At 32.0% G+C, this 16,206-nt stretch carries 3 protein-coding genes and 2 pseudogenes; 2 read left to right on the top strand and 3 right to left on the bottom strand.

Translation table 11 applies throughout. From position 1 onward, the window contains the following. Positions 1–18: 18 nt before the first annotated feature. Together AAHF52_RS02405 and AAHF52_RS02400 are read right to left on the bottom strand one after the other, a co-directional pair. A complete protein-coding gene (locus AAHF52_RS02405) occupies positions 19–5,619 on the bottom strand; it encodes an ankyrin repeat domain-containing protein (protein ID WP_214303354.1) in 5,601 nt (1,866 codons plus the stop codon). Positions 5,620–6,238: 619 nt separating this feature from the next. Continuing rightward, a complete protein-coding gene (locus AAHF52_RS02400) occupies positions 6,239–11,038 on the bottom strand; it encodes an ankyrin repeat domain-containing protein (RefSeq protein WP_264336167.1) in 4,800 nt (1,599 codons plus the stop codon). A 626-nt stretch (positions 11,039–11,664) separates the two neighbouring features. Here AAHF52_RS02400 and AAHF52_RS02395 point away from each other — a divergent pair. Continuing rightward, positions 11,665–13,899, top strand: a complete 2,235-nt coding sequence (locus AAHF52_RS02395; protein ID WP_264376892.1) for a hypothetical protein — start codon at positions 11,665–11,667, stop codon at positions 13,897–13,899. Positions 13,900–14,091: 192 nt separating this feature from the next. Here AAHF52_RS02395 and AAHF52_RS02390 read toward each other — a convergent pair. Further along, positions 14,092–14,950, bottom strand: a pseudogene (locus tag AAHF52_RS02390) (IS256 family transposase); the annotation flags it as partial. Positions 14,951–15,030: 80 nt separating this feature from the next. Here AAHF52_RS02390 and AAHF52_RS02385 point away from each other — a divergent pair. Next, positions 15,031–16,155 (top strand): annotated as a pseudogene (locus tag AAHF52_RS02385) (IS4 family transposase); the annotation flags it as partial. Positions 16,156–16,206: the final 51 nt, after the last annotated feature.

Here is a 16,206-nt window from a genome sequence, read left to right as displayed (position 1 = left end):
TGAATCACACAGATAAAATTAAGCAACTTGGCCAGCAGAAGTAACTCCTCTCAGGCTCTTATTATCCGTAGGTTCTATAGTAATGCTGTTAAGTGAAGATATTGGCCGCTGTGACTTTTTCAAATTGCTATTTTCCCATTGTATAAATCTTTGTATTTGATCGTCATAATGATTCAGTTTATATTTCAGCTCAATGAGTGACCCTTCTCTGTCTAGTGATAGATTTACAGTCTTCTGAACACCTAGAGATGTCACTCTCATATTTTCCAAATTTCTTCTTTTAGGTGATATACACTGACCCTTCACTGAGCCTGATAAAGTACAATCTTGCAACTCTGAGACTTGCTGCTGATTATCCATTTTTCTCCTTTTAGTTTTTGTACTCTCTGTGTCTAGAAAACTTTTGTTTTCTAGCAGTAATTCTTCACTTGATACTGAAGAAGAACTTTCGCTATTTTTTTCTACATAAAGCTCTTTTAAAATTGAGACACCCTTAGCATTCAAATCAGATTTTTCAAATTGTAAGAGCGATTCTCTTTTTTCTATCTCATTTCTTAAATATGTTAACTTGTCTTCACCTTCAGTAAATAATTCTTGTATAGCATTTACAGTTCCTAAAGTGTCAGGATGATTTACTCCTATCACTTTCTCCTGTAATTCTTGCAATTGTTGGAGTTCTTGTAATGCTTTTTCCTTATCCCCTAAGCAGCTATGTAAAACAGCTATATAAAACTTCACAGATAGTACGTTAGGATGATTATCTAAAAATCCATAATTTTTTTGTAGCTTCAGTACTTCCTCAAAATATCGCAATGTTTTTTCTCTTAATTCCCTCTGAATGACTTTTTCTACTTCTATTTCAACAAAATAAGGAGCAGGTTGTAAGTACTGACTACCTTCTTGATTTATTAGAACATCTTGTAGATTCCTAAATAAAGCTTGTATACTCAATTCACGAGGTAAATCCTCTTTATGTGATAACTCTCCTTCATTTATAGTTACTTTTTTTCTTTCTTGAACCATAAAGAAATATGCTAGGGCATAGATATATTTTGTATCTAAATTATAAAGTTCATATATCTCGGAAGGATAAAGATAAGGATCATCATCGGAGTAAAAATCACCTAGTTTAAGGAAAATTTCATCTCTCAGTCGTCTTACATAGTACAAAGTTGTAAATGCATCAGTATATCTTTTTTGCATCACAAATACTTCAGCTATAATAACTGCTATATCTAGATGTTCTTCCATAAGTTCCATGATGTCTTCTCCATATAAACTATTGACTATAAAGTTATTGTATTTAACGTATGACAATGCTTCTTTATAATTTTTTTGTTTGAGATAAGTAGAAAGTATTTTTTTATCCAAAGTAAGAGAAGGAAATGTATCATTTACCTTCTCGAGTTTTTTTAAATCCAGAAAGATTTTTAACGCTCTATCATATAGTCCCAAACCAGCTTGCGCGCAGGCAAACTCATATTTAATTAATCTTGAATATCTATCATCTACAGCAAGTAATTGATATAATTGTGACGTGAGATTGATAACTTTTTTATACTCATGTAACTCATTTAAGCTACTCAAAACTAAACAAGGAAAATTCTTATTTTCTTCTATTAGATAGTCATATTTTTGACTATGATCAAACAAGGATAAGAGATGAACTACATCTAAAAATCCTCCTTCAGCTTCAGATACCAGTTCTATGACACAACTTAATATGTGTTTTTCCTCATCTATGCTAAGCCATGAACGCACTACTTTTTTGACCGATTCATGCATAATGTAAACCTTGTATTTATCTGATCCTTCTACATAAATTATGGAATACTGCTCTAGCAATTCGAAAATGGAGTATAGTCCATCCTCATATCTAATCCAGGTAAGAAATAAACTGGGATCAATTGCACTATGATCAAAATAAGCCATAATACTTAAAATTTTTAGAATTTTCTCTCCAGAACTCATCTTTTCTATTGTTTCCATCGAGATTAGTAATGTTATTTGCAATATTCTATCGTATTCATTTTGTCCAGTGTTTCGTGGAAATTTCTGATTAAACCTTTCGTATTCTATTAAATATTCAAAAATTCCAAATGCTTCGCTCAAAGAGCTTGATCCTTTGTTTTTAATACATGCTGCTGCTAGATTTATAGCCAATGGAAAACATTTTAGTTTTCTTATGAGCGCTTTTATTTGTTCATCTTGCGATCTATCTGCCATCTCTAAAATTATTTTGACAAGTTGTACAGCTTCTTTTTCTTCAAGACTATCTAAAGATACTTCTGCTATATCTTGATAATCTTGATCAGAAGAAGTAAACAGGCAATCAAAACCACCTCTTTGACCTCTGATCTTTAAAATCCTCTCTAGATCTTCTTTTTTAACTCCCTGAAAAAGGAATAGGCATTTTTTCTTTTCTTTATTTCCTACTCCTCCTTCCATAAACATGGCTAACCTATCTCGGGTAAAGGAAGCAAAAGAACTTTCTATGGATAATATATCTTGAGTACTCACCTCATAGGCATGAAGATAAGCTCCTTTGTTTTCTTCAACAAACTTTCTAGCTAATTGAGTTTTACCAATACCAGATGGACCTACTATTACTACCGCTCCCCCCTGCAATTTTGTATATATCTCATCTATTTGTTCTTGCCTTCCAGTGAATTCTTCTACTGGATCACATACATCCTGAAAATTCATTTTACCAAATAGAAATCCTAATTTTTTTACATTTGATAATCTTTTTATACTAGACCGAAAACTCCTAGATCTTGCTGCATTATCATGCTCTGATTCAAGTAGGTTGCTATAGTCTTGAGCGACTGTTTCAGCATGCTTTACAAATGCTTCTTTTACTTTTAGATAATAAGATAAATTTGGAATTGTTTTTAAATTGTTTTCCATCGAATATATAACATCACTATTTTTTCCAGCCCTTTCTATTATCTTTTTGCCTTTCCTTATTCCTTCTCCTTCAACTAAGTATCTCATATTCATATCTAAACTTTGTTTGCATCCTTGACAGAAAAGTAAGATATACTCGCTTAAAACGCTTACCTCTTGTTCAATATGAGATTTAATTTTTACTATAAGATCCTCAATTACCTTTTTGCTTGGCATTTGGATTTCTTTATTGACAATATAAAATACCTGCTCCACTTTAGCCTTAAACTCTTGTATATTTAAGGCATCTAAAGTATACACATAATTTTCAAGTTCTACGTTTGTAGTTTCTACTCTAATATATCTTGTCTCATATGTTCTTTTCGACTTTTCACCCATAAGGGAACGGCGATAACCATACTGACTAGATTTATCTTCACTTCTTTTTCTATAATATATAAAAGAGCCTTCACTTCCTTCTGCAATTCCGATATTTTCATATAAATCTTTAAGGTTATAACTTATTTCTCCATACTGCGCAGACACCTCTTGCAAATATGTATTGAGAACAAGGGTTTCAGCTATCCCTAGCTTGCTCAAATCTCCCTTGTATTCTTTCTGAATATAATATTCGATGATCTTATCTACAATGTCATCTGCTATCTTTGAAACATGATCAAAGCCTATTTTCTCAAACTGCATTTCAAAACTTTGAAAAATATTGCATCCAGCATCTACTAATATTTTTCTAAAGCCCAGTTTATATTCATTAAATGTTTCTATTAAGTCTGATAGATTAATAAAATTTTTTGTCGCTTTTATTACATTACCTGTTCTCAAAGATGCCCTCATACCAAACATTGCCAAGTCATCTGTATGTATTGAACATCCAAAAATACTCCGCACAGATCTATTAGTGTTCATTCCATCAAAAAATATTCTGTTCCCCTCTCTCAGCATACTCGCAAGCACATCATATATAATGATCCTCGTTTCAAATGATTGAATGAAACTCAGAACAAACTTCATCAAATTTGAATACTCTACTTGATAAAATTGATAATGATTACCTCCTTTGTAGGATAAGTGTATTTTATTACAGTATTTTTTCTCTTCATTGTATATAAGATCTTTTGAATCTTTCTGAGACACTATTATCGCTGTATTTAGTAGATCAGACATTGAATTTATTTCATGCTTTCCACCCCAAACTCCAGTAAGTTCCATGCACTTTAAGTATGTGTCAAATACAAATTCTTGAACTTGATTACGTTTTTTTATCTTATTAAGTTCAGTACAAATTTCCTTTACTGCATTTTCGTCAAAAAAATTGGGTTGGAGTTTACTAATATCAATATTATACTGCTTAATTTTTTCAGCACCGAATTCATGTTCAAACTCTTTTTTAAAGGTACCTCCTGTAAAATAACTTCCACTGTGACTCTCAAAAAGATCCATAATTTCAACCTTATTTTCAAATCTTCTTTGGCTGAAACATACTGCATCAGCAACCTCACAACGAAATGTCTTCGTTACTAATTGCTTCATTACACTATCTTCATAAATATTTGCATTACTTTGCATTAGCCTTTGAATTGAATGTACATCATGGTCGCTCGCAAATAATTCTTTAAACCTTTCATGGAAGGCATAATCATCAAATTTTACGGGAGCTAAGTAAGCTAAAGCAACAGACCAAAATAAGCAGCTGCCATCTCCCGGTACATCAACTTCTTCATATGAAATAAGTGGTTGCAGTATCTTAGCGATATCTTTTCTGTTATTATCTTTAGCAATATCTATAGGAGTCTTTCCCTCTCCATCTAAAACATCAACTTGCGCTCCTATCTTTAGCAAAAATCTGACAATTGTTAACTCTCCCAGGCAAACAGCAATATGCAGCGGTGTATCACTGCATTGATTCACTCGAAAATTAACGTTTAGACTCGGATATACCTTAAAAAAACTTTTCAGCTTTTCAAGCTTTCTATCTTCTAGAATACTAGAATCCTCTATAATATTAGTAAACTCTCTTATTAATAGTGTCTCGCTCAAGATTGGCTCAAAATGGAAACCTCCTTTATTTATTATATGTATAGTATTTTTTTCATTATAATCTGTACTTACAGGTTTGGATGTTAACTCATCAATAAGATACCCTGACCATCCACATATATGAAGATCTTCAATAACATGCAGCTTAATATTATATTCATTACAAATCATACTTCCCTCAATTTCAGGCCTACCCCATATAGGAATCTGCAACGTACTTCCATACTTTAAATCAGTTAACAATAAAAACACGTCTTTATTGTCCCTCTGCATTTTTTCTATATCTTCAATACTGTATTCTATACCAATCAAATAAGTCTTCCATAATTCATCATCATTAATACCAGGCTCTGGGAGTATTACTGTAGAATCTTCACGGTTTCTAGCATCTGCTATAATCTTTTCTTTCATTTCTTGACTAATTAAAGCTTGCTTCCTACAAACTTCTCTCAAAGATTTCACAGTAAAGTTTGTTCCAGGATTTAATTGCTTAAGTCCCTGTGCAACTGCATCAAAGAAACAATCTCCTCCTCCAATTGCTTTTCCTATTGTAAAACCTTCTGGCAGCTTTAATATTTGCTGACTGCTAGATAGTAGTGTGTCTTCTTTTTGCATTCTTATTAACCTAGATTGATTATCTATTACTTGTTCCTTTGTATTTTCTTTACCTAACATAAAGCCCCCTATATTTTAATATTCATATTTTGATGATTTTGTCGTAAACCTCTTTTCTAAAGATTGGTTTCAACATTTGATTCTTATACAGCTGTACCAAAACAATTTGCTGTAGAAACCTTAAGTTAATTTCAAGTAACTTTGATTGCTGAGTAACAGTGTGCTTTTCTTTTGATTTCTTACTAAACTAGATATATTCTTAAAAAAGCCAGGATTGCTTTCTGAATGATGTACATAATACAATGCATCTGACTCAATACCCCATGTATTTATTATGTTAAACTCGACTATAGCTAAAGAAATCTAGCAGAACAAGAACTTTTTTCATGTTTTAATATTTTTTTAAAACTAAAGCCAGTGCTTGTAAAAACACGTCTATTCTTTTACTACAATGTACTTTTTCTATTTCTAAATACTAATTTAACAAAAACTAAAACAATTTCACATATCACTACAACCATTTCCAGCAACCAATACTGCTACCCGTGAGAAGACTTTTCTTTGGGATGGATTGGTTTACCAAGCGATACATACGAACTTTTCTTTATATCAATTTATTACTTTATTTCTCTGTTTTTTTTTAAATTCCCCTAATGAAATTAAATAGCTTACTGTAAAATTAGCTTCCTTTTAAGTTCTTGTTATTCACAGATTCTACAGCAACACTATTAAATGAATATGCGGGCATCTCACTATTTATATTAACAATGCTTTCCGTTCTATCAGCAAGACCTTCAAATTGCATTGACATGTCAGATGGTGGATTCTGACTACCTTGAAGCAATTGTATATTTGATGCATTTTCTTCAAATGTTGCACTTATATTTTCTAATTTTCTTTTTTTAGGCTCGTTTAAATGCGCAGATCTCCTCTGTTTTCTTTCATGCAAAAAATTCTTGAGTTTAAGTTTCACATTAACTTCTTCTTGCACTAAAGAACAATATTCAATAAGGTGGCAAGCAATATCTGGGCGGCCAATGACAATGGTAAGAGCATAAAATAAAGGACTCATACCACCTTCGTCCTGTATATTTATATCAGCCCCTTTTTCTACAATGTATTCAACAATACCTGAGTGACCATATATGACAGCATAGTGCAAAGGACTCACATCTTTTTTATCCTGTTCATTTACATTAGCCCCCTTTCCTACAATGTATTCAACAATACCTGAGTGACCATATATGACAGCATAGTGCAAAGGACTCATACCATCTTTGTCCTTTTCATTTACATTAGCTCCCTCTTCTACAAGATAGTTAATAACATTTGAATAACCACGTATAGCAGCAAAGTGCAAAAGACTCACACTACCTTTGTTCCATGGATCTACCCTAGTTCTTTGCGTTATAAGGTACTTAATATTATCTAAGTGATCACACACGGTAACATAACATTCAAACCTCATATTATTTTTATCATGTAGATTTACATTCATACTCATCACCTTTTTCTTTATAAGGTATTTAGCAATATTTAATCTAACACTTTCAGCAGCATGGCAAAAAGGACTTATATAATCTTTATTCTGTAGATTTACATTGGCACCTTTTTCTACAAGGTGGATAACAATATCTAAACGACCATTTTGAGTAGCAAAGTACAAAGGAGTTATACCATTTCTATCACATGAACTTACATTGGCACCTTTTTCTACAAGACATTTAACAATATCTATATTACCACTGATAACAGCATAGTGCAAAGGACTCATATCATTTTTATCATGTAGATTTATATCAGCTCCCCCTTCCTCTACAAGGTATTTAACAATATCTAACCGATTCTCCTCAATAGCAAAATGTAAAGGCCCTGCACTTTCATCCTGTAGATTTACATTGGCCCCTTTTTCTACAAGATATTTAACAATATCTATATTACCACTGATAACAGCATAGTGTAAAGGAGCACCACCCTCTCCACTCAACTTATCAACCTCCCAATATTTATTGTCAATAAAATGCTTAACTACTTCTAATTGACCAGATAGAGTAGCCCAGTGTAAAGGGCTAAGGTCGCGATTACCTCCATCCAAATCACTTCCTTTCTCTATAAAGCATTTAACTATCTTTAAGTGACCATGCATGGCAGCACAGTCTAAAGGAGTAAATTTCATTTTATCAACAGCATTAACAATTTTACTTAATTTATTTGAATCTACTTTCTTTAATATACGTTTAATAACTTTCTCATTACCATCTTTGGCTAGTAAATGTAAGATAGTACTTCCATCATAAAGAGAATCAATAAATTCATTAACTAACCTGTAATATTTACTTGCATGACTCCAAACAGATATAGCGTGATTTGCATTTGTAAGGCAAAATGATGTCATAATCTCTCTTAAAATTTCTTCTTCTGTTCCTGCTTGTTCTTTCTCTAATCTTATTGTTTTTTGTACTCCCATATGAACTCTTGCTATTGATTCCTCTAACTCAATCACTGAGAACTTATCAAGTAGATTAAGTGCATCCAAAACCTTTTGCTGATCGTTTTCTGATTTCTTATGAAGAAAAATTTCTGCTGTATCAATTTTATCAGGACTCAAGTAAGCCATAGAGGCTAAAATATCATGCGATTGTTGTCCAACATCTTTTTCTTCTTTTATTTTACCAAAGTTGATTTGCAAAGTCGTAAATAATTCTGGAGAGATATCTTGTTTCTTCAGACGATCAAGATTTGATTCTTTCATTACTTTACTATAGCATTCTAGGTATTGACTAATACTAATATTTTCTTCTTTAATGTATTTTGTTGCTTCTTTCAAAGCTAATGGAAAATAATTTAACACCTTTACTAAGTTTACCATCTCGTCAATCTGTAAGTGTGAGTTATCATCTATTCCTAAGGTTTTTTCAATAAACATCAAGGCTTCTGCTGAAGAAAATCCTTTATCCAAATTTATCTTTTCTATCTCTTCTTTCCAATCCTTATTGCGAGAAGTAATTAAGATGTAAGGCTGTTTTCCACCAAAAATGAAACCATAAGGCGGTAAAAATTTTTTAATCTCCTCATATTGATTGGCGTTGTCAAAAATAAAATAACTTTCCACATCTTGAAGTTTCTCATATACATTATCAACAATAGATTCAATTCTTTTCTTTTGAACATCATTGTAATCTACTTGCTCTCTACCTTCCATACCAGAATTTATTTTTTGTATACCTTGATAACCTTCTGTAGGAATTCCTAATTTTTTAGCTAAACTATAAAATGAATTTGAAAGAGTGCTACATGATTTGGCATTTATCCATATAACGTTACCTTTACTCTTTATATTATGTGCATAACTTTTAGCTAGTTCACTTTTTCCTACTCCATAGCCTCCATGAATTAAGACCATTCGTGGTATTTCTTCTTGTTTTTCAATGTCTAACTTCTCGTTTAACATCTTTAACATATTTCCTCTTTCTACAAAGAATTGTGGTAAATGGTCCAAATTAAAGAAAAACGGACGTACACTTTCCTCTTTTTTTGTTTGGAAATTCTTGATCTTTTCATACAGTTCTTCTATATCTTTTCTTTTCGTTGGATCGTTTCCATTAATCTCTTTTAATATATTATCAGCCAATTCTTTCTTTTTTTTCTCATTTAAAATATGCACATACTCTTCTTCTTTAGGTAAGTTAACAAGCCTATACTTTTTGTCTACCTCCCACCACTTTTCTAATTCCCATGTAAAAGGAAGTCTATATCCATATTTTTCAGCATTATCATGTTTCCTCAACTGATAATATTCAGTAGTATCATAATTTACTTTTTTTATTCCTACTCCTGTATATAATTCTGGGGTTATCCAAATTTTACCACTTTGCTTATCTTTCACTTTATATCCAGACTGAAATGCTTCTGACTTAAAAAGTTTCGCTGGTTTTTTTAAAACTTGCTTAGCAAATGTTCTCGCTTTTGATTCACCTAAAACAACACCTTTTGTTATAAGATCAACGGAAAGTTCTTCTTTATTATCTGAAATATAATTTATTACTCTAGATACAGCATCTATTGCTAATTTCTCAATCCCTCTCTCCCAAGAAAGGCTACTAACATCCATAATCCCAGTAAACTGCCCCTCAAATTTTTGAAAAATTTCCAAACTAGCATCTACTAAAATCTCTCTTGTGCTATCTCCTAAAGGCATAACTGTTGAAGAAACACTTTTTGCTCCTTTCTTATGCTCTTTTGCAGAAAGACAACCTATCATTTCAATTGCTTTATCAGGAATTATTCGCATACCTGGTGTAATAGCACTCTTTATAGTTGAATCAGCCAGACCTAATATTTTACCTGTTTTTTTTATTTTTGAACCTGGTTTTACTTCTTCAGAGTATTGAAATAGTTTTTTTTCGAATTCTTTAACAAAAGTCTTAACAAAAAAAGTTGCTCTTTTCACTATTTCATCATCTGTAAGACCTATATCCTCTACCGTTAACCTACAATCAACCAATGCACTATACCATGTACTACTGCTGCTTATAGATGAAGCTCTTGTTACTCTAGGACTATCTTGACTTCGTTCATGCTGAAGTTCTTCATCAGATAATCTGTCTTCATAATCAACTGTTGCTTCCATTATTGACTCATCAGGCAACACCTCTACACCAGGGCTAGATTCTTTATAATCTTCACAGTCCATTTGATTGTCTGTGACATCTTTCATTTCTGCTTCGAAATTTTGTCGAAAATAAACAGACTCACTGTCCAATTTTTTTTCACTAGCCATGGTTTTATAATAATAAAGTGACGTTTGCTGTACTGTCCCTCTTAAGATTGGTTGAAAATGAAGATCTCCTTGATTTACTATATGTATAGTGTCTTTTGTATAGTAAACTTTCTTACTAAGAATCTCGCTATTTAATATATCCTTTTGGTAACCTTCCCTATCAATAATGTGATGCATTATTACATTTTCTCCATCAGAATTAATAGCTGCTTCAATAAAATGCAACCTTACCTTATATACTATACAAATTATTCTTCCCTCAATCTCTGGTAGACCCCATATAGGTACATTTAATTTTAATCTATCTATTACTTTAGATCCTTTCTCAATATCATTTGCGGTAAACTCAATTCGTGAAATATAATAAGAAATACTTCTATATTCATTTTTTAAAGCTTTTTTAAGCCACGACGAGTCAATATCAAGTTGACTCTCTGCAAACAGCCTACAAATAAGTCTTAAAGATTTTACAGTAAAGCCCTTATGAGGTTTAAGCTGTTCAAGTCCCTGTGCAACTGCGTGAAAGAAACAATCTCCTCCTCCAATTGCTTCCCCTATTGTAAAACCTTCTGGCAAATCTAAATCAATCGTTACTTGTTGACTACTAGATGGTAGTGTATCTTTTTTTTGCTCTCTTATTAACTTAGATCGATTAACTGCTTGTTTAAAATAATTTACAGAATTCAATGTCTTTAACACAATACTCCCACATATTTATTACGTAAAATGCAACTTTATTATGAATAATAAAGATCTAACAAGGCAAGATTTTTTGCATGTTTTAGCATTTTATTATAGTTTGTATTTTTAAAACTAAACCAATACAGCCATTTCCAGAACCCAAAACCACTATTGTGAGAAGAGTTTGTTTTGGGATGGCATGGTCTACCGCTAGATCCGTGCGAACTTTTCTTTATATCAATTTATTATATAGTAAAAGCAGCTATATTAGCCTACTTCAGCCATATTTACATGCGAACCAATTTACTTGGCTTTGTTGCAAAAATTTCAAGCTTCTATTTTCATAACGCAGCTTTTGCTTAAATTGTTCTCACAAATATACGATCTTTTTATGTTTTTTGGAGAAAGTAAATAATTCAATTCCTTATAACACTAATTAGTATGGTCTTTTCATTAAATTTATCCTCTCAAAAAGACTGTGCTTTATTCACCTGCTTTAATGGTATTATAATATTTTACACCTAAACCTACTCTATAAAAATTCACAATACGAATTAGTAAATAGATTATATTCAAATTGATTGTATTTATGATATATAGCGCATACAATATATTACTTGTTTATTTTAGTAGGGGGTATAGGTATGTTTAGTTTAAAGCAGGTAGTACAATATAATTTATTTGGTAGTAACGACCTTGAAGGCAATTCATCTTGTGAATTTGAAGATTTTCCTGAAGAGGTATTTGAGATTAGCAATGAAGAAAATCAAGCAATAGATAGTTTGAAAAGTAAAATAGAAAATCTACAACAAGAAAATTTTGATCTTAAAAAAAATGTAGAGTTACAAAAACACTATAAGAAAAGAGTAGAAGAGTATTACGAAGAAGTAAGTGAACTTACCAGAGAAATGCAAACCCTAGAAGGGAAAATTAAAAGGCTTGAAGTTGAATTACAAAGAAGGACGAGAAATTTAACTGAAAATGATCAAGACATCGAACAGCTAAAACAGAAAGTAGAAATATTATTATTAGAAACTCAGAACAAAAGTGATATAATTAAGAACTTAAATAATCAATTAAAAGAGGCAAAGAATGAAATTCAGTTAACAGACAAAATAAATGAAGAATTACAGCAAAAACTGGTTTTGACTGAAGATGAGTTAAATAGAGTAAGAAAAGAAAGTACAGTGCTGATAAACAGTATAGAGGATTTGAAAGGTGATTATGAAAATCAGATATTAGAAAAAGAGAAGGAGCTTAATGATGTAAGAGATCAATTTTGTATTTATTTATCAGAGTATAAAGAACTATTTGCAGAATTCAATAGACTGCAGAAGGAAAACGAAAGTTTAAAACAGAAAAATTTCTATATTAGTAATGAAGTGTCTCTTGCAGATGAAATAAACAAAGAAAACGTAAGAGAAGAAATAGCAAAGCTTCAGTTTGTACCTGAAGTGAAAATTAAACATATTATTGATAATAATGACCAAGAATCAACCTTACCAGATAGAGAAGCAGAAAATTATCGAACAAGTGAAGATAAAAACCTTGAAAATACTGATTTCGAGATTGGAGTATGGAATGAAGCTGACGATGAAAGTAGCGATGACCAGAAATCAACCTGGCTATATGGAAAAACAGAAAATTGCCGAACAAGTGAAGATGAAAACCTTGAAAATAATGATTTCCCAATTGAAGTATGGAACGAAACGGATAGTGAAAGTGACAATGTTAGCCCTTGCCCTGATTATGATGAAAGTTTTGGTAGGCGTTACAGTCAACTATTCTATGATGAAGCCATAATTCATAAAGAAAAAGATACTTTTGTTTTAATTCGTCAAAAAGATTCTTTTTCTTTAGCGAAAGTAAAACCGAATACAAGAGAAGAAGAAAAGTATGAAAGTATTTGGCAAAAAATAAATAAGATCCATGATTATCTGGACACTTTAGGTTACTCTGGTAGCGAAGAAGATTATGAGGAGTGCGAAAAAGAACTTGATAAAGTTATAAACGAAGCACTGAAACAAGGAATAATGTTCACTTTTCCATATAAATCTGATATGTCCTTGATAGATCGTATAGCTGACACATTCCCAAAGCTATATTTATCTGCTGACACTACTCGAATTTATGAGTTTTTACACAAGAAAAAAATATTTCAGATAATATCAGAAGGTGCATCTTTAAACAGATTTAGCGATGAAGAGCATGGAGATGTAGTAAACGTAATTTGTTCAGATAAAGATACCTTAGGTCAGCGAAAAGCAAACCTTTCAAAGCTGAAGGAGTTAGCACTTGAAAGTATTATAAGTAAAAATGAGCAAATTGATAAACATGACTTTGAACTAGAAATAGATAATGGATATTTTTGTATAGATTACCCACAAAATAGTACTATTGAAGTTGCAAAGATATTCAATAATCAAAAAGCTAAAGATTTAAATCTAAACATTGGTGTACTTCAAGTTGGAAAAAGTATAATTAGAGTTGAAAATATAGGAGGAAGTAGAAATTACACAGACGTATCAGGAGATAGCATTAGAATGTCTTTTACTACCGAAGTAGGAGAAATCAGTATTCATCTATGTCCTAGTGAGAAAGATAGTAATAAAATAGAGGTGAGGCTTGTCGATGAAGTAAGATTTAACAAGTTAGAGAATAAATCAAGTTTAGGGCAGAGTTGTCTGTTAGGGGGAAAAAGTGTTTTGACAGCTATAGAAAATGGATATTTCGAAAGAAATAGTAGTGTTTTTAAAGAGTCAGGTAAGACTATTAAACAGTCAGAGTGTACAATGGAAAATCCATCTAGCTTTCTAGAGGGGGTGAATAAAAATCAATTACTCAGAGTAAATGCAAGAGCTTATGGTCGGGGATTATGATAGTTGCTGTACATTGTAGATATAAAAATAAGGGGGATGAAGATGCGTTTTAATTTAGAGCCGGGAGGTGCTTTTTGTGATGGTAAAAATAAGCTTGTAACTGTTAAAATAAATGATGAAGAAAAGATTAATTTATCTGTAATAGTTTAGACTTAATCGGGAATGTTCAAAAAAGCGTGTCAAGCCGCATTTTTAGTTCAACTCAATTTTCAATCTGTTGGGAAAGAAGATGTCAAGTTGAGACATAGTTAAAGCCCAATTAGGGAGAGCCATAATCCACTTTTGCTCCACTTTTTTTATAGCACAATATACCAACTTATACAAGGCATTTGTACTGGTAAATGAGCCCTTGGTTTTAATGAATTTCCTGATTCATCTATGCAACCCCTCAATTGGATTGGTGGTATAAATTAGCCTTCTAACAGGGCCAGAATACTTAAAATAACCAGACAAATTTTCCCAATTGTTTTGCCACGATTTTATGACCAAAGGATATTTTTCACCCCATTTTTCTTCCAGCTCAAGCAAATAATTTTCAGCGATTTCTTTACTTGAAGCACGATATATTTTTTTCAAATCATTCATGAAAATTTTCACATCTTTGCTGGATACATATTTCAATGAATTTCTTATCTGATGCACTATACATATTTGTACTTCTGCTTTGGGAAATACACTATTTATAGCCGCAGGAAAACTTTTTAGACCATCAACACATGCAATCAGAATATCCTCTACCCCTCTCTCTTTTAGGTCATTTAACACTCCTAACCAGAACTTCACTTTCGGCTAAATAAAAGCCTAGTACTTCTTTTCTGCCATTTTGATCTATGCCTAATATATTATACATGCATTTACTTACGCAATGCCCGTCCTCCTTGACTTTGAAAAACATGCCATCCATGAATACTATTGGATATACAGATTGCAGTGGACGACTGCGCCATTCATTGATTAACGGCAGTAATTTGTCGGTGATATTGGATATTTCTGCTGCAGATATTTTGTGGTCATACATCTCCTCTACATGCGATGCTATGTCCCTATACCCTTACTATTACCCACAAATGTAAATGGACTTATAAATAAAGGATTAGAATATTAAAGTTTGTGAATATTGAGGGTATAAAAATGGCAAACAAGGGTAATGAATGGGCTAGAAATGAATTGGGGGATGCTGCACTTGGAGATAAAAGACTGACAGATCGATTAGTAAATATTGCTGATAGTTTAATAAGTTTACCTGAAAGTTCAATCAATCAAGCATGTGGAAGTTGGTCAGAAGCAAAAGCAGCTTATCGTTTTTTTCAAAATGAGAATGTAAAAGGAAGTGATATCTTAACATCGCATATTGCAAAAACTGTTGAAAGAACAAAAACTCATAAAAGGATTCTTGTGATTCAGGATACAAGTTGCATTTCATATATGGGACATGAAAAAATAAGAGGATTGGCAGTTGTTTCAAAAAAACAAAGTAAAGGTATTATGATGCACACAGCTTTTGCGATTAGTACAGAAGGCTTGACATTAGGAATACTAGACCAAAAGCTTTACTCGAGACCATCTATATCTAAAGAAGACCAAGAGCTAGAAAAAAGAAGACGTTGTAGAAACGTTAGTATTGAAGATAAAGAAAGCATAAAGTGGCTAGAAAGTTTAAAGAAAACAAATGAAATTATAGATTCAACTCAAACAGAAACTATAACGGTATGTGATAGAGAAGCAGATATTTATGATTTTTTTGAGCTTGCTTACCGTCTTAATTCAGCGGTTTTGATAAGAGCTTGTAGAAACCGAAACGTAAATAAAACATCTAGGTATTCTCGAGAAGAAAAATTATGGCAATTTATAGAAAGGGTTCCTTGTACTGGAAAAGTAGAAGTTGAAATTCCGGCTAGAGATAACAAGCCAAAAAGGATAGCATCTTTAGAAGTTAGATTTGGAAAATTTACTATGAACCCAGATAGAGGCAATATAAGATTAAGACATAAAGAAGAGCTACCTGACCTACCGCTCTATGTAGTTCAAGTTATTGAGAAAAATCCTCCTCCTGAATCAACACCACTAGAGTGGATGCTTTTAACGAATCTTTCAGTTAATACTTTTGATGAAGCTATTGAAAAAGTTAATTGGTATTGTCTTAGGTGGAAAATAGAAGTCTTACATAAAATTTTAAAATCTGGCCTTAAAGTTGAAGAATGTAGACTGGTAACAGCAGAAAGATTAATGCGATATCTAACAGTCATGAGTTGTGTGATTCATATAGGTCATAACAACTGATTTGTCAGATTAAGTCTGAATTTTAAA

It is taken from the genome of Wolbachia endosymbiont (group B) of Melanargia galathea, from assembly GCF_964030625.1.
Taxonomy (GTDB): Bacteria; Pseudomonadota; Alphaproteobacteria; order Rickettsiales; family Anaplasmataceae; genus Wolbachia.
Note: the sequence above shows the minus strand (reverse complement) of the source record. Positions and strands in the feature narration are given on the sequence as shown.

Excerpts from the sequence above, each read along its gene's own strand:
- AAHF52_RS02395 (WP_264376892.1), top strand. The coding sequence starts at position 11,665 with ATGTTTAGTTTAAAGCAGGTAGTACAATATAATTTATTTGGTAGTAAC.
- AAHF52_RS02405 (WP_214303354.1), bottom strand. The coding sequence starts at position 5,619 with ATGTTAGGTAAAGAAAATACAAAGGAACAAGTAATAGATAATCAATCT.